Origin of the sequence: Brevibacterium gallinarum (genome assembly GCF_014836885.1) — a bacterium.
Classification (GTDB): domain Bacteria; phylum Actinomycetota; class Actinomycetes; order Actinomycetales; family Brevibacteriaceae; genus Brevibacterium; species Brevibacterium gallinarum.
Genome location: NZ_JACSPY010000004.1, coordinates 126,076 through 140,689 on the forward strand (window position 1 = coordinate 126,076; position 14,614 = coordinate 140,689).

Below are 14,614 nucleotides of genomic sequence, written 5' to 3' on the forward strand. Positions count from 1 at the left end.
CCAGATGAGGAAGAGGGCGATTCCCGCCGTGTCGGAACAGACCAGCACCCGCAGCGTCGAAGACTTCGGGTCAAACGAATGGCTTGTCGAAGAGCTGTATGAGCAGTACCAGGCGGACAAGAACTCAGTGGACAAGTCATGGTGGCCGTTTTTCGAGAAGTTCGAGAACGGCGACGGACCGGCCGACTCCGGCTCCGGCGGCGGTTCGAAGCCCTCTGCGCAGAAGTCATCTGAGAAGAAGAGCCAGAAGAAGTCCGGCGACGACGTCAGCGCCCACCAGGACACCGGTGCCGCGAAGGACGCCCCCGCCAAGGAGAGGAAGACCAGCTCCACCGACCAGAAGGGTGTCACGCCCTCGGTGACGGAGTCGGAGACGCAGAAGGCGGAGTCGAAGTCCGCAGCCGCAGCCCGCAAGCGCTCGACGACATCGGCAGCGAAGCCGGCGAACAACGAGACCAGTGAAGACGAGATCGTCAAGCTGCGCGGACCGGCCAAGCTCATCGCCCAGAACATGGACGAGTCGCTGTCGGTCCCGACTGCCACCTCCGTGCGGTCGCTGCCGGCCAAGGCGCTCATCGACAACCGCATCGTCATCAACTCCCACCTCAAGCGCACGCGCGGCGGCAAGGTGTCCTTCACGCACCTCATCGGCTACGCCGTCATCCGTGCTCTCAAGGCCAACCCGAACCAGAACGTCTACTACGACATCCAGGACGACAAGCCGGTGATGGTCAAGCCCGGCCGCATCAACTTCGGCCTGGCCATCGACGTGCCCAAGAAGGACGGCACCCGCTCGCTGCTGGTGCCCAACGTCAAGAAGGCCGAGTCCCTGTCGTTCAAGGAGTTCGTCGATGCCTACGACGACCTCGTCGACCGTGCCCGCGAAGGCAAGCTCACCGCCGATGACTTCGCCGGCACCACCGTGTCGCTGACGAACCCCGGCGGCATCGGCACGGTCCACTCGGTCCCGCGCCTGACGAAGGGCCAGGGCTGCATCATCGGTGTCGGCGCACTGACGTACCCGGCCGAGTACCAGGGCGCCAGCCAGGAGACGATCAACCGGCTGGCGATCTCGAAGGTCCTGACGCTGACCTCGACCTATGACCACCGCGTCATCCAGGGTGCCGGCTCCGGAGAGTTCCTGCGCACTGTGCACGAGTACCTGCTGGGCAAGGACGGCTTCTACGACGACGTCTTCGCCTCCCTGCGCCTGCCCTACGAGCCGGTGCGCTGGGTGCCCGATGTCGACACCGGTGACCAGGACGACGTCAATAAGACCGCCCGGGTCATCGAGCTCATCGACGCCTACCGCAACCGCGGCCACCTCATGGCCAACACCGATCCGCTCGTCTACCGGCAGCGCTCCCACCCGGATCTCGACATCAACCAGCACGGTCTGACGCTGTGGGATCTGGAGCGGATGTTCCCGACCGGCGGATTCGGCGGCAAGCCGATCATGCCGCTGCGCGACATCCTCGGGCTGCTCCGCGACTCGTACTGCCGCACCACCGGCATCGAGTACATGTACATCTCCGACCCGGCGCAGCGCCGCTGGTTCCAGGAGCGCCTGGAGGTTCCGCATGAGGAGCTGACCCGCGCTGAGCAGGGCCACATCCTCGGCCGCCTCAACGCCGCCGAGGCCTTCGAGACCTTCCTGCAGACGAAGTACATCGGCCAGAAGCGCTTCTCGCTCGAGGGCGGCGAATCGGCGATCGTGCTGCTCGACGAGGTCCTCAACCAGGCCGCTGACGTCGGCATGGACGAGGTCACCATCGGCATGGCCCATCGTGGCCGCCTCAACGTGCTGGCCAATATCGCCGGCAAGAGCTACACGCAGATCTTCCGCGAGTTCGACGGCACCATGGCCCCGGACAGCTTCCAGGGCTCCGGCGACGTGAAGTACCACCTCGGCGCCGAAGGCTCCTTCACCTCTCCGTCGGGCAACTCGACGAAGGTGCAGGTGGCTGCCAACCCGAGCCATCTGGAGACCGTCAACCCGGTGCTCGAGGGCATCACGCGCGCCAAGCAGGACGTCATCGACCAGGGTGAGGGCGGCTTCACGGTGCTGCCGGTCCTCGTGCACGGCGATGCCGCCTTCGCCGGGCAGGGTGTCGTCGCTGAGACGCTGCACCTGTCGGAGCTGCGCGGCTACCGCACCGGCGGCACGATCCACGTCGTCATCAACAACCAGGTCGGCTTCACCACCCCGCCGGCTTCGGCCCGCTCGTCGTACTACTGCACCGATGTCGCCAAGATCATCAGCGCTCCGGTGCTGCACGTCAACGGCGATGACCCGGAGGCGGTCTACCGTGCCGCCCAGCTGGCGTTCGCGTACCGGCAGGAGTTCAACCGCGACATCGTCATCGACCTCGTGTGCTACCGCCGCCGCGGTCACAATGAGGGTGACGATCCGTCGATGACCCAGCCGGTGATGTACTCCCTGATCGAGAAGAAGGGCTCGGTGCGCAAGCTCTACACCGAGTCGCTGGTCGGACGTGGCTGCATCACCGAGGACGAGGCGAAGGAAGCGCTCAAGGACTACCAGTCCAAGCTGGAATCCGCCTTCGCCGAGACGAAGGAAGCGGAGAAGGACAGCTCGGAGAAGGACACCACCTTCACCAAGGACTACCAGCGTCCCGACGATCTCGAGACCGACAACCCCGTCAAGACGGCGGTGTCGAAGGAGGTTGTCGAACGGATCGGCTCGGCTCACACCGAGGTTCCTGAGGACTTCGAGGTGCACAAGAAGCTCAAGAGTCTGCTGGAGAAGCGCGAGGAGATGTCGCGCTCCGGCGGCATCGACTGGGGTTTCGCCGAGCTGCTGGCCTTCGGTTCGCTGCTCATGGAGGGTGTGCCGGTCCGGCTTGCCGGCCAGGACTCGCGCCGCGGCACCTTCACCCAGCGCCACTCGGTTATCATCGACCACCAGAACAGCAACGAATGGACGCCGCTGTCGAACCTCAGCGACGACCAGGCGAAGTTCTGGGTCTACGACTCGCTGCTGAGCGAGTACGCTGCGATGGGCTTCGAGTACGGGTACTCTGTCGAGCGCAAGGACGCCCTGGTGTGCTGGGAGGCGCAGTTCGGCGACTTCGCGCAGGGCGCCCAGTCGGTCATCGACGAGTACATCTCGTCCTCAGAGCAGAAGTGGGCGCAGACCGGCGGTATCGTGCTGCTGCTCCCCCACGGCTTCGAAGGCCAGGGACCGGATCACTCCTCAGCCCGTATCGAGCGCTACCTGCAGCTGTGCGCGGAGAACAACATGACGGTGGCGATGCCCTCGAACGGCGCATCGTACTTCCACCTCATCCGCCGCCACGCACTGACGGACAACAAGCGCCCGCTCATCGTCTTCACCCCGAAGTCGATGCTGCGTCTCAAGGCCGCCGCCACGCAGGTCGAGCAGTTCACCTCGGGCAGGTTCGAGCCGGTCATCGCCGATGATTCCGTCGATGCCGAGCAGGTCGACCGCGTCATCATGGTCTCCGGCAAGCTGTACTGGGACCTGGTCGCCAAGCGCAAGAAGGCAGGCGACGACAAGACCGCGATCGTGCGCGTCGAGCAGCTCTACCCGCTCGAGGCCGACGCCATCGCCGAGGTGCTCGATCAGTACGGCGACGCCGAGCTCATCTGGGCGCAGGAGGAGCCGGAGAACCAGGGTGCCTGGCCGTTCATGGCGCTCAACCTCGTGCCGGTGCTCGGCCGGGACGTCCGCGTCGTCGCCCGGGCTGCCTCCGCGTCGCCTGCGACCGGCCTCAAGCTCGTCCACGATGCCGAGCAGGCGGAGCTCATCGAGCGCGTATTCGAGCGCTGAAGCGTGAGCACCCCGAAGTCCACTTCGATCGTCGTGGCCGGCAGCGAACTCGTTGCCGGCCACAGCGATGGTCGCGGTCTCGGATGGGTCGGCCGTGTCGCCGTCCGCACGCACCCCGCGCTGCCGAGTGCGAACTTCTACACCCTGGCAGCGCCGGATGAGACCTCAGCTGACCTGCATGATCGCTGCATCGCAGAAGCGATGCGCCGGTTCTCGTCGGAGACCGACAACCGCCTCGTCATCGCCCCGGGCATCGCCGACATCGAAGCGGGGCTCTCAACCGCCCGGTCGCGGCTCAACCTCGCCAATATCCTCGACGCGGCCCTGGCTGCCGAGATCTCGACGTTCGTCGTCGGCCCGCCTCCGGCGATCGGGGAGCTGACGAACCGGTCGATCGCCGATCTCAACGCAGGCTTCGCCGATGTCGCCCATCGCCGAGGTGTGCCCTACGTCGACACCTTCACTCCCCTGCGCGGTCATGCCGTGTGGCAGCGGGAGATCGCCTCATCGTCGACGGGACTGCCGAGTCAGGAGGGCTACGGTCTGCTCGCCTGGCTCGTCATCCACCGCGGATGGTTCGACTGGCTCGCTGTGCCCGACGTGCTCGCCGGACGCTGAGCACCCGCACCGCCCGTCTGACAGCATGGACTGTTTTGCTCCGCTGGCACGGGTGTGGAAAAATGGATTGGATTCAAAAGAAGGAGTGAACCGAGATGGCAAGCAAGCGCGCTCGCAAGCGTAAGGATCGCAAGAAGCGTGGGGCCAACCACGGCAAGCGTCCCAACACCTGATCTATTCAGACATTGACGAAGGCGGGGCGGAGATCACATCTCCGCCCCGCCTTTCGCGTGCGGTCTCTCTCAGCCGAATGTGCGGCGCACGTAGGTGCGGCGCTCGACGACGATCCGCGCCCGGATCCGCTCGGCCAGCCCGGCCGGTGCCTGATCCTGGCAGCAGGAGCGGCGCACCAGCTCCTTGAGCAGCGCCTCGATGGTGTAATCGTCCTGGCACTGTGAGCAGTTGGCCAGGTGGTCTTTGATGACGTCGATCTCCTCGCGCGTCAGTTCGCCGTCGAGGTAGTTGTAGATCCGCATGAGGCTGTTCTGGCGGTTCTGCTCATCGCAGCAGCCGGTGTGGCTGAGTGGCTCTTCGCTCATGAGGACACCTCCTCGGTCGTCTTCTTCGCAGTCGTGTCCCGCTTCGCGGTCTTCTCCTGCTTCGCGGTCGTGGTCTTCGTTGCGGTCGTGGTCTTCGTCGCGGTCTTCCGATCAGCTGCTGCCGTGTCGCCGTTCTTCTCGACGCCGAAGCCGCGCTCGCGTGCGTAGTCGGAGAGCATCTCACGCAGCTGGCGCCGGCCGCGGTGCAGACGCGACATCACGGTGCCGATCGGCGTGTCCATGATCTCGGCGATCTCCTTGTACGGCAGGCCCTCGACGTCGGCGTAGTACACGACCATCCGGAAGTCGTCGGGCAGCTGCGAGAGCGCTTCCTTGATGTCGGAATCCGGCAGGTGATCAAGGGCTTCGAGCTCGGCTGAGCGGCCACCGGATGAGGTGTGGCTGGCCGCGCGTGCGATCTGCCAGTCCTCGATCCCCTCACCGCTGGACTCCTGCGGCTGGCGCTGCTTCTTGCGGTAGGAGTTGATGAAGGTGTTCGTCAGGATCCGGTACAGCCAGGCCTTGAGGTTCGTGCCCTTCCTGTACTGGTGGAAGGCCGCGTAGGCCTTGACATAGGTTTCCTGTACGAGGTCCTCGGCATCAGCCGGGTTGCGCGTCATGCGCAGGGCAGCCGCATACAGCTGGTTGACGTACTCGAGCGCATCGCGCTCGAAGCGCGCATGCTGCTCTTCGGGCGTCTCGGTGGTCTCGTCACTGTGGGCGGCATCGAGATTCTCGTCCGGCGGTGAGGACTGGGGTGCGTCTGGAGCAAGAGGTTTCGTCATCACCGTCCATGGTACGCGCTTATGCGTCTGCGCTTCTATGACTGGCATCGCATCGCCCCTTCCTGCCTGGTCGTGCCGGCTGTGCGCGGCTGGCCGTTCATGAGTCACAACGCATGAGGGCCTGCGATCATTCCGTGCCCGAGGCGGTGGCCGCCGTCCATTCCTCGCGTCACCTCAGCAAGTCCCAGGACTGCTCCCAGGACTGCTCCCGGGACTGGTTCCGGGCCCTGGTCAGATGCGCATCGTTCATCCCGATTTCACGCCCACCTCAACGAGCGAATTCGTGTGAGCCGAAATTGCTGATACAGTTGAAGATGTCCAAGGCGGATGAAACCCGGAATTCGGGATATCCGCTGCGGCACATCCGATTTCGTCAAGGATCATGAATCGGTTTGCTGTTGTTCATCTCGGCACCTGCGATCAGCTCGCGGACGTGCCACTGACGATTCGGTTGGTTTATCTCAGTCTCCCCCATTCTCTGCGCGGCACCTTCGCCGCGTTCTCATGCTGCACATCTGCACGCGCCCGCATCCATGCTGGCAGTTGAGAGTCTCTGACTCGCGGAAGCCGGACAGCATCATTCTCAGTTCATCTCATGTGCATGCACCCGGGCAGAACTCTGCCGTGTTGCGCAATCCACAGATTTCCATGTCACATCTATCGGCATGGAGCAAGAGGTCATGAATATGGCCATATCTACACAAAGAGGAAAAACAATGGCTACAGGCAACGTCAAGTGGTTCAACGCTGAAAAGGGCTTCGGTTTCATCGAGCCTTCCGACGGCTCGGCTGACGTGTTCGCGCACTTCAGCGCCATCGAGGGCTCGGGTTACCGCAGCCTCGAGGAGAACCAGACGGTGGAGTACACCTCCGAGAGCACCCCGAAGGGCCCGCAGGCCACCTCGGTGCGCGTCCTCTGAGACTCCTGACATCAGCGGGGCAGCGGTCTGACGACCCTGCCCCGCTGCTGCATACCCACCTCCCATCACCGCGCTGACCGCATACTGCGGACAGCCCTCCCCCGCCGGCTGCCCTGGGCACTGACGGATCCCCGCATCCACACCCGAAGGAGCCCTGCCGATGCCAGCCGCACAGACGCCACCGACAACCGCCGTCCAGCCGACCCGGACGAGCCGCTATCTGCGGCCTGAGGACTTTCCGCCGGCGGCCCGCACCTACGCCGAGGTCTCCCAGGCCATCCGCGCCCACGGACTCCTTGCCCGCACCCCTGTCTTCTACCTGCTGCTCGGCACCGGCCTCACCGTGGCCTTCGCCGCGCTGGCAGCAGGATTCATTCTGCTCGGCGAGTCATGGTTCCAGCTGCTCATCGCCGGCGGCCTGGCCGTCGTCTTCACCCAGGTGGCCTTTCTCTCCCATGAGGCCGCCCACCGCCAGATCCTCTCCTCCGGCCCAGCCAACGACCGGCTCGCCCGCCTTCTCGGCTGCGGCGTCGTGGGCATGAGCTACAGCTGGTGGGATTCGAAGCACTCCCGTCACCATGCCAATCCCAACCGGGTCGGCAAGGACCCTGACATCGCCGTCGACACGATCTCCTTCCTGCAAGAAGACGCCGCCGAGTCACGCGGGCTGCGCCGCCTGCTCACCCGCTATCAGGGCTGGGCGTTCTTCCCGCTGCTCACCCTCGAGGGCATCAACCTGCACTTCCAGGGACTCAAGCACTTGAGCAGCCGCGGACCGGTCAAGCAGCGTTGGACCGAACTCTGCCTCATCACCGTCCGCTTCTCCCTCCTGCTCACCGCCGTCTTCGCCTTCCTGCCGATCGGCATGGCGTTTGCCTTCCTCGGCGTGCAGTTGGCGGTCTTCGGCGTCTACATGGGCGCCTCCTTCGCCCCTAACCACAAGGGCATGCCGGTCTTCGCCCACGACGCCAAGCGCATCGACTTCTTCACCAAGCAGGTGCGCACCTCCCGCAACATCGCCGGAGGCTGGTGGGCCAGCGCACTCATGGGAGGACTGAACTACCAGGTCGAACACCACCTCTTCCCCTCCATGCCGCGCCCGCACCTGGCCAGGGCCCGCCTCATCGTCCGCGATGCCTGTCAGCGCTTCGACGTGCCCTACACCGAAACGAGCCTGTGGCGCTCCTACGGCATCGTCATCGCCTATCTCAACCGGGTCGGACTCGCCGCCCGCGACCCGTTCGACTGCCCGCTCATGAGCCAGCTGCGCCGCAGCTGAGCCTCCTGCACAGGAACAAGGCGCCTTGCCTCTGACTGTCTGCCGGAGCGCTCGCAGCAGCAGCGATCACCAGCCGGCCGCTCATCTACATGCCAGCGCATGGCGTGAGCCTGATCTTCGACTATGCTTGAGCCAGGCTCGACTCATCGACGTCAATCGGAAGGAAGCCACCGTGTCCCTGGTTCGCCTCATCGCCCGCCCTATGCTCGCTTCGGCCTACATCGCCAACGGCGTCTCCCGGATCAAGCATCCGCAGGCCGCAACCGATTCGATCACCCCGGTCATCAACGCCGTGAAGAAGCAGGTCGACATCCCGATCGACGCTGAGCTCGCCGCTCGCGCAACCGGCGTCGCACAGGTCGCCGCCGGCTCCCTGCTGGCGATCGGCAAGTTCCCGCGCTTCTCCGCCACGGTGCTCGTCGGCACCTACCTCATCGACGTCATCGGCGAGCAGCTGCTGACCCCGAAGGAGGAGCGTTCGCAGGTCTCGCTGCTGACGAAGACCTCGATGATCGGCGGCGCGCTCATCGCCGCTGTCGACACCGCCGGCAAGCCGGGCCTGGCCTGGCGCGTCCAGCACGCAGCGCAGGACCTGCGCAAGAACGTCGAGAAGACCTCCGCCAAGGCGATGGACGCCGTCAACCTCGGCTGAACTCGATGACCCAGCGCGACGTCTCGCTGTGGCCCGCCCCGCGTGCAACTGCACCGGTGCGGGCCACAGTCGCAGTACCCGGTTCCAAGTCCCTGACCAACCGCTACATCGCCCTTGCCGCGGTCGCAGCCGAGCCCTCGACGATCATCAACCCGCTCATCAGCCGCGACACCGAGCTCATGTTCGCAGCGATCACCGCACTCGGCGCTGAGGTCGACCGCTCGACCGACGGCCAGGTGACGATCACCCCGGTGCCGGCCACCGCCTCGGGCGCGGACGCCGCCGCCACCGTCGACTGCGGGCTAGCCGGCACCGTCATGCGCTTCATCCCGCCGCTGGCCGCTGCCACCGGCCGCAGCGTGCGCATCGACGGCGACGCACAGGCCTACGTGCGGCCGATGGACACGATGATCGAGGCGCTGCGCGACCTCGGCGTCGAGATCACAGCCGGCGCCACCTCCCTGCCGTTCGACCTCCACTCCCCCGGCGGGGTACCCGGCGGGCGGGTCGAGATCGACGCCTCTGCCTCCAGCCAGTTCGTCTCCGGGCTGCTGCTGGCCGGCTGCCTGTTCGACGACGGGCTCACCCTCGTGCACACCGGCCGGTCCGTGCCCTCGCGCCCGCACATCGAGATGACCCTGGAGACGATGCGCCTGGCCGGCATCGATGCCCGCGCCACCGGACCGGACGAGTGGACGGTCGCTCCCGGCCGGCCGCGCGGCTTCACCGTCACCGTCGAACCGGACCTGTCGAACGCCGCGACCTTCCTCGCCGCGGCGATCGTCACCGGCGGGCAGGTGTGCGTGCCGCACTGGCCTGCCGAGACGACCCAGGCCGGTGACGCCTTCCGCGGCCTGGCAGCGGAGTTCGGCGCCCAGGTCGCGTTCGCTGACGGCACCCTGTGCGTCACCGGGCCCGAGGCGGTGGCTCCGATCGACGTCGATCTCTCCGCGGTCGGCGAACTCACCCCGGTCACGGCCGCTGTCGCGGCGTGTGCACCAGGCGAGAGCCGGCTGCGCGGCATCGGGCATCTGCGCGGTCACGAGACCGACCGGCTGGCCGCCCTGGCCGCCGAGCTCGGCCGGCTCGGCGCTGAGGTGACCGAACATGCCGATGCGCTCACGATCCACGCCCCAGCACGCACCGGCGGGCGGTTCGAGACCTATCACGACCACCGGATGGTGATGGCCGCAGCCGTGCTCGGCCTGTGCGTCGACGGAGTCGAGGTCATTGATGTGGGCACCGTGGCCAAGACGATGCCCGCCTTCACGCAGCTGTGGTCAGGCATGCTGGCAGGCGAGCGCTGAGCATGGGCCGACGGTACAACAACTTCACCGAAGACGACTACCGGCCCAGGCCCAACCGCAAGGGCTCGCGGCCGCGGACCAAGGAGCGCCCCGACTACTCGGATGCCCCGACGGCGATGGTCACGGCCGTCGACCGCGGCCGCTACCGGGTCGTCGTCCATGACGATGACGGGCAGGCACCGGTCGACGGGCCGATCGTCACCTGCGTGCGCTCCTCCCGGCTGCGCCGCCGCTCCATCGTCCCCGGTGACCGCGTCCGGGTCGTCGGCGACACCTCGGGAGCCGATGGCACGATGGCCCGGATCGTCGAGATCCTCGACCGCCGGACGCTGCTGCGCCGCAGCGCAGATGACACCGACCCGACCGAACGGGTGCTGGTGGCCAATGCCGACCAGCTCGTCATCGTCACAGCCGCCGCCGACCCCGAACCGTCCTGGGGGCTCATCGACCGGGCGCTCGTCGCCGCCTTCGATGCCGGCATGGAGCCGCTCATCGCGGTCACCAAGCTCGACCTGGCCCCGCTCGACGCGATCGGCGACTACTATGCCGCAGCCGGTGTGCGGGTGGTGGCCTGCGGCTTCGACGCCACCGGCCGCCCGCAGATCGGGCAGCTGCTGCCGGAGCTGACCGGGCGGCTGTCGGTGCTCGTCGGGCACTCCGGGGTGGGCAAGTCGACGCTCATGAACGCGATCATCCCGGCAGCCGACCGGGCGATCGGCGACGTCAACGCCGTCACCGGGCGCGGACGCCACACCTCGTCCTCGGCGCTGTGCCTGCCGCTGCCGGACTCCGGCTGGCTCATCGACACACCCGGAGTGCGCAGCTTCGGACTCGCCCACGTCGACATCGACAGCGTGCTCACCGCCTTCGACGAACTCGTCGAGGCCACCGCCGACTGCCCGCGCGGATGCACACACCTCGACGACGCCCCCGACTGCGCACTCGACGCATGGGTCGCCGAGGGGAAGGCCGGGGAAGCCGGGCCGCAGCGGCTGGCCTCCCTGCGCCGCCTGCTCGGCGGCCTGCAGCAGCCGGCCTACTGAACCTCTCCCCTGGCGCCTGCCTTTTCCATATGCCGACCAGGCCGCAGGCACAGCCAACGGCACCGCTACAGTGTCACCATGGACGATCTCGCACTCGCACTGCGCCTGGCCGATGAGGCCGACGCCATCAGCCTGCCGCGCTTCCGGTCGCATGACTTCCACGTCTCGACGAAGCCGGACCTGACCCCGGTCACCGATGCCGACCAGGCAGTCGAGCAGATGCTGCGGAAGGCGATCGGCGACGAACGTCCAGAGGATGCGTTCTACGGTGAGGAGTTCGGCAGCCGTGGGCAGGCATCGCGGCGCTGGATCGTCGACCCGATCGACGGGACGAAGAACTTCGTGCGCGGCGTGCCCGTCTACGCCACCCTCATCGCCCTCTACGACGGCGCGCGGCCGCTGGTCGGCGTCGTGAGCGCCCCCGCGCTCGGGATGCGCTGGTATGCCGCAGCAGGCAGCGGTGCATTCCGCACCCTGGCGCCGGGACTCGGCGGCGGTGAGCCCGAGCGGCTGCGGGTCTCGACCGTCGGCACGCTCGGTGATGCGTCGCTGTCGTACTCGTCGCTGACCGGCTGGGCGACCCACCGGGATCGGGACCGTTTCATCGCGCTGACCGATCAGGTGTGGCGCACACGGGCCTACGGAGACTTCTGGTCGTACATGATGGTCGCCGAAGGAACCGTCGACATCGCCTGCGAACCAGAGCTCGAGCTCTACGATATGGCCGCGCTCGTGCCGATCATCACCGAAGCCGGCGGCAGCTTCACCGATCTCGACGGCCAGCCCGGGCCCTTCGGCGCCAACGGCCTGGCCACCAACGGACGACTGCACACGGAGGTTCTCACCTATGTCTGATGCCACCCAGTCCGGCAGCCGCAATGCTGCCCACCCCGGCCTGTACGCGGCCCCGACGTGGCACCAGATGGCCACCGCAGCCGGGCTGGTGAATGCCGATGGGTCGATCGGTGAGACGATCTTCGGGCAGATGACCGCCCTGGCCGGCCGCCACGACGCGATCAACCTCGGGCAGGGATCGCCGGGGGATCCGACACCGGACTTCCTCATCGACGCCGCGACCGAGGCGATGCGCGCCGGGGTCAACCAGTACGCCCCCGGCCAGGGCCACCGCGTCCTCATCGACGCTGTCGCCGAGCAGCGGCGCCGCTGCTACGGCCAGCAAGTCTCGGCTGACGAGGTGCTCATCACCATCGGAGCGACCGAGGGGCTCAGCGCTGCGATCGTCGCCCTCGTCCCCCGCGGCGGCGAGGTCATCGTCTTCGAGCCGTTCTACGACTCCTATGCCGCCGCCACCGCACTGGCCGGCGGGAAGCTGCGCGCCGTCGGGCTCATCGAGGACGGCGCGGGCGGCTTCGCACCCGACTGGGAGGCCTTCGAACGCACCATCGGCCCGCAGACGGCAGCGATCATCGTCAACACGCCGCACAACCCCACCGGGCTCGTGTTCACCGCCGAGATGCTCACCCGCATCTACCAGGCAGCCGTCGACAGCGACGCCTGGATCTTCACCGACGAGGTCTACGAGTACCTCGTCTTCGGCGACCGGCAGCATGTGGCACTGGCCAGCATCGTCGACGACCCCTCACGCGTCGTGTCGATCTCGTCTGCGGGCAAGAGCTTCAACATCACCGGCTGGAAGATCGGCTGGACGATCGCCGCTCCCGCGGTGCGCGTGGCCATCCAGGCCGTCAAGCAGTACTTCTGCTTCACCGGCGGCGCGCCCTTCCAGCCGGCGGTCGCTGCAGCACTGAACGAGCATGAGGACTTCGCCCACACCTCGGCGCGCAGCCTCGCTGCCCGTTCGGAGACCCTCGTCCCGGCCTTCGAGCACCTGCCCGGCGTGCGTGTCTCCCAGCCGCAGGGCGGCTACTTCACGCTCGTCGACTTCGCCGGCACCACCGATGAGGACGCCTATGCGCTCAACGAACGGCTGACCCGCGAGTTCGGATTCACCGGGATCCCCGGCCCCGCGCTGTGCGCAGCCGGCACCCCGGTCAGTGAGGCCTTCGCGCAGACGATCCGCTACTCCTTCTGCAAGAGCGAGGAGGAGACGGCTGAGGCTGCACGCCGTGTGCGGGCGGCAGCCGAGAAGCTCAGCTGATCGCTCCGGGCTGGCAGGCCCGTGCGGCGACGAACGCCTTGACCACGACCGAACCGAGGACGAGTGCGAACGCCGGCCAGATGACGCTGGACTGGACGAGGAATCCGAAGATGAGCGGGCCGGCGGCGGCCAGGCAGTAGCCGAGGCCCTGGACGAATCCGGACAGGGCAGCAGCTGACTCGGTGCTTGAGGAGCGCAGGCTGATGAGGGTCAGGGCCAGCGGGAACGTCGAGATGCCCAGGCCCAGCAGCACCGTCCACAGCACCGGCGCGGCAGCCGGAGCCAGCCACAGCCCGAGGTAGCCGGCCGCCAGACAGGCGGAGAAGGCCAGCACCACGGCCACCGGGCTGCGCACGCGTTCGGCGAACATTGGCAGCACCAGCCCGAGGACGAACGGGATCGCGGTGACCAGTGAGAGCATCGCCCCGCCGAAGCTCTCGGACAAGCCGGCGCGCACGAAGATGAGCGGCAGCCACGTGAAGAGGATGAAGTTGTTAAACGAGGTGATGCCGGTCATGAGCATGAGCGCCCACGCCCGGCTGCTGCGGAAGAGCTCCAGGTAGCGGCCAGAGGACACGACGGCGGAGTTCGGGGCGGCTTCGGGGGTCACGCGCCTGATCCACAGCAGCAGCCAGATCGCGGCGGGGACGGCAGCGGCGAGTGACCACACGGCCAGTGAGCCCCGCCATCCCAGTCCCTGTGCCAGCGGAACCGCCAGGATCGGTGGGATGAACGTGCCGAACTGCAGGGCTGCGACGTGGATGGTCGAGAACAGGCCGATCCGGGTGGGGAAGAATCCCTTCACCAGCGGTGGGATGACGACGTTGCCGATGCCCATGCCGATGAGTGCGAACCCTGAGAGCAGCAGGAAGACCACCGGTGAGCCGGTGGCGCTGCGGATGGCCAGGCCGGCAGCGATGATGATCATCGCCAGGCTGATGACGCTCACCGCACCCCAGCGGATCGTCAGGCGTGGAGTGAGGAATCCTGCGATGCCGAAGATGAGCGGGGGCAGCATCCCGATCACGGCGAGGAATGCGGCGGTCACGCCCAGCGGCTGAGCCATCATGTCAAGCAGCGGCGAGAGCCCGGTGACGCCGGGCCGCAGGTTGAAACCGGCGGCGACGATGCCGATGACGACGAGAACGTAGGCGGCTGAGGATTTCACCACGTCATTCTTGCATCCAGCGTTCAGCGGTGCGCAATCGGTTCACCACGACCGCCGATGCGCGCAGCGCTCCAGGTGATGCTCGTCCCTTGCTTTGCGGTCGAGACACGGCACCGATGACGCGCCGAACCCATCCACACGTCGTGGGCATCAACCCGCCTTGGGAGCATCAACCCGCAGTTGCTCTTGCTCGGAGGTAAGCAGAAGGCCCGCTGACCTGGCATTTCTGCTGGTCAGCGGGCCTTTTCTCGTGGCGGGGGGAGGATTTGAACCTCCGACCTCCGGGTTATGAGCCCGGCGAGCTACCGAACTGCTCCACCCCGCGGCGCACGTTCCACTATACGGCAGTCCTGACGTGCGTCCAAATCCC

At 66.9% G+C, this 14,614-nt stretch carries 13 protein-coding genes and 1 tRNA gene; 10 read left to right on the forward strand and 4 right to left on the reverse strand.

Going from position 1 to position 14,614, the window contains the following annotated elements; translation table 11 throughout:
- Positions 1-28: 28 nt before the first annotated feature.
- The 3 genes from H9634_RS06085 (at position 29) to H9634_RS14995 (ending at position 4,605) form a co-directional block, all read left to right on the forward strand.
- The gene (locus tag H9634_RS06085) at positions 29-3,814 is read left to right on the forward strand and encodes a multifunctional oxoglutarate decarboxylase/oxoglutarate dehydrogenase thiamine pyrophosphate-binding subunit/dihydrolipoyllysine-residue succinyltransferase subunit (protein WP_318245018.1); all 3,786 of its coding nucleotides are present in this window, start codon (positions 29-31) and stop codon (positions 3,812-3,814) included.
- Positions 3,815-3,817: 3 nt separating this feature from the next.
- Positions 3,818-4,432 (forward strand): GDSL-type esterase/lipase family protein, encoded by a 615-nt coding sequence (locus H9634_RS06090; protein WP_191725821.1) that lies wholly within the window; start codon positions 3,818-3,820, stop codon positions 4,430-4,432.
- A gap of 95 nt (positions 4,433-4,527) precedes the next feature.
- Complete coding sequence (locus H9634_RS14995) at positions 4,528-4,605, forward strand: 50S ribosomal protein bL37 (RefSeq protein ID WP_375544706.1); 78 nt, start codon at positions 4,528-4,530, stop codon at positions 4,603-4,605.
- Positions 4,606-4,674: 69 nt separating this feature from the next.
- Here the strand turns inward: H9634_RS14995 and rsrA are convergent, their stop codons facing one another.
- Both rsrA and H9634_RS06100 read right to left on the reverse strand, forming a co-directional pair.
- The gene (gene rsrA / locus H9634_RS06095; protein ID WP_191725822.1) at positions 4,675-4,971 is read right to left on the reverse strand and encodes a mycothiol system anti-sigma-R factor; all 297 of its coding nucleotides are present in this window, start codon (positions 4,969-4,971) and stop codon (positions 4,675-4,677) included.
- Positions 4,968-5,804, reverse strand: coding sequence for a sigma-70 family RNA polymerase sigma factor (locus H9634_RS06100; protein ID WP_404801674.1), 837 nt, complete (start codon positions 5,802-5,804; stop codon positions 4,968-4,970). The genes rsrA and H9634_RS06100 overlap by 4 nt, the downstream gene beginning before the upstream one ends.
- 668 nt (positions 5,805-6,472) lie before the next feature.
- Between H9634_RS06100 and H9634_RS06105 the strand changes: the two genes are divergently transcribed.
- From H9634_RS06105 to H9634_RS06135, 7 genes are all read left to right on the forward strand, one after another.
- Entirely contained in the window at positions 6,473-6,676 is a 204-nt protein-coding gene (locus tag H9634_RS06105) for a cold-shock protein (protein ID WP_102159650.1), read from the forward strand.
- Between the two features lie 160 nt (positions 6,677-6,836).
- Positions 6,837-7,955: a fatty acid desaturase family protein gene (locus tag H9634_RS06110; protein WP_191725824.1), complete on the forward strand. Its 1,119-nt coding sequence runs from the start codon at positions 6,837-6,839 to the stop codon at positions 7,953-7,955.
- A 172-nt stretch (positions 7,956-8,127) separates the two neighbouring features.
- Positions 8,128-8,607, forward strand: coding sequence for a DoxX family protein (locus H9634_RS06115; RefSeq protein ID WP_191725825.1), 480 nt, complete (start codon positions 8,128-8,130; stop codon positions 8,605-8,607).
- Between the two features lie 5 nt (positions 8,608-8,612).
- Positions 8,613-9,914, forward strand: a complete 1,302-nt coding sequence (gene aroA / locus H9634_RS06120; protein WP_191725826.1) for a 3-phosphoshikimate 1-carboxyvinyltransferase — start codon at positions 8,613-8,615, stop codon at positions 9,912-9,914.
- 2 nt (positions 9,915-9,916) lie between these two features.
- Positions 9,917-10,957: a ribosome small subunit-dependent GTPase A gene (rsgA, locus tag H9634_RS06125; RefSeq protein ID WP_191725827.1), complete on the forward strand. Its 1,041-nt coding sequence runs from the start codon at positions 9,917-9,919 to the stop codon at positions 10,955-10,957.
- Positions 10,958-11,035: 78 nt separating this feature from the next.
- Positions 11,036-11,812, forward strand: a complete 777-nt coding sequence (gene hisN, locus H9634_RS06130; protein WP_191725828.1) for a histidinol-phosphatase — start codon at positions 11,036-11,038, stop codon at positions 11,810-11,812.
- Positions 11,805-13,076 carry an aminotransferase class I/II-fold pyridoxal phosphate-dependent enzyme gene (locus tag H9634_RS06135; protein ID WP_191725829.1) on the forward strand — a complete coding sequence of 424 codons (1,272 nt, stop codon included), beginning with the start codon at positions 11,805-11,807 and terminating at the stop codon, positions 13,074-13,076. The genes hisN and H9634_RS06135 overlap by 8 nt, the downstream gene beginning before the upstream one ends.
- Here the strand turns inward: H9634_RS06135 and H9634_RS06140 are convergent.
- Positions 13,069-14,244 carry an MFS transporter gene (locus tag H9634_RS06140; RefSeq protein WP_318245019.1) on the reverse strand — a complete coding sequence of 392 codons (1,176 nt, stop codon included), beginning with the start codon at positions 14,242-14,244 and terminating at the stop codon, positions 13,069-13,071. The genes H9634_RS06135 and H9634_RS06140 overlap by 8 nt on opposite strands.
- 251 nt (positions 14,245-14,495) lie before the next feature.
- Positions 14,496-14,569, reverse strand: a tRNA-Met gene (locus H9634_RS06145).
- Between the last annotated feature and the right edge of the window lie 45 nt (positions 14,570-14,614).

What these genes read in the sequence shown, in the direction of transcription:
- H9634_RS06135 (WP_191725829.1), top strand. Translation starts at nt 11,805, where the DNA reads ATGTCTGATGCCACCCAGTCCGGCAGCCGCAATGCTGCCCACCCCGGC.
- rsrA (WP_191725822.1), bottom strand. Translation starts at nt 4,971, where the DNA reads ATGAGCGAAGAGCCACTCAGCCACACCGGCTGCTGCGATGAGCAGAAC.
- hisN (WP_191725828.1), top strand. Translation starts at nt 11,036, where the DNA reads ATGGACGATCTCGCACTCGCACTGCGCCTGGCCGATGAGGCCGACGCC.
- H9634_RS14995 (WP_375544706.1), top strand. Translation starts at nt 4,528, where the DNA reads ATGGCAAGCAAGCGCGCTCGCAAGCGTAAGGATCGCAAGAAGCGTGGG.
- rsgA (WP_191725827.1), top strand. Translation starts at nt 9,917, where the DNA reads ATGGGCCGACGGTACAACAACTTCACCGAAGACGACTACCGGCCCAGG.
- H9634_RS06100 (WP_404801674.1), bottom strand. Translation starts at nt 5,804, where the DNA reads ATGCCAGTCATAGAAGCGCAGACGCATAAGCGCGTACCATGGACGGTG.
- aroA (WP_191725826.1), top strand. Translation starts at nt 8,613, where the DNA reads ATGACCCAGCGCGACGTCTCGCTGTGGCCCGCCCCGCGTGCAACTGCA.
- H9634_RS06105 (WP_102159650.1), top strand. Translation starts at nt 6,473, where the DNA reads ATGGCTACAGGCAACGTCAAGTGGTTCAACGCTGAAAAGGGCTTCGGT.
- H9634_RS06110 (WP_191725824.1), top strand. Translation starts at nt 6,837, where the DNA reads ATGCCAGCCGCACAGACGCCACCGACAACCGCCGTCCAGCCGACCCGG.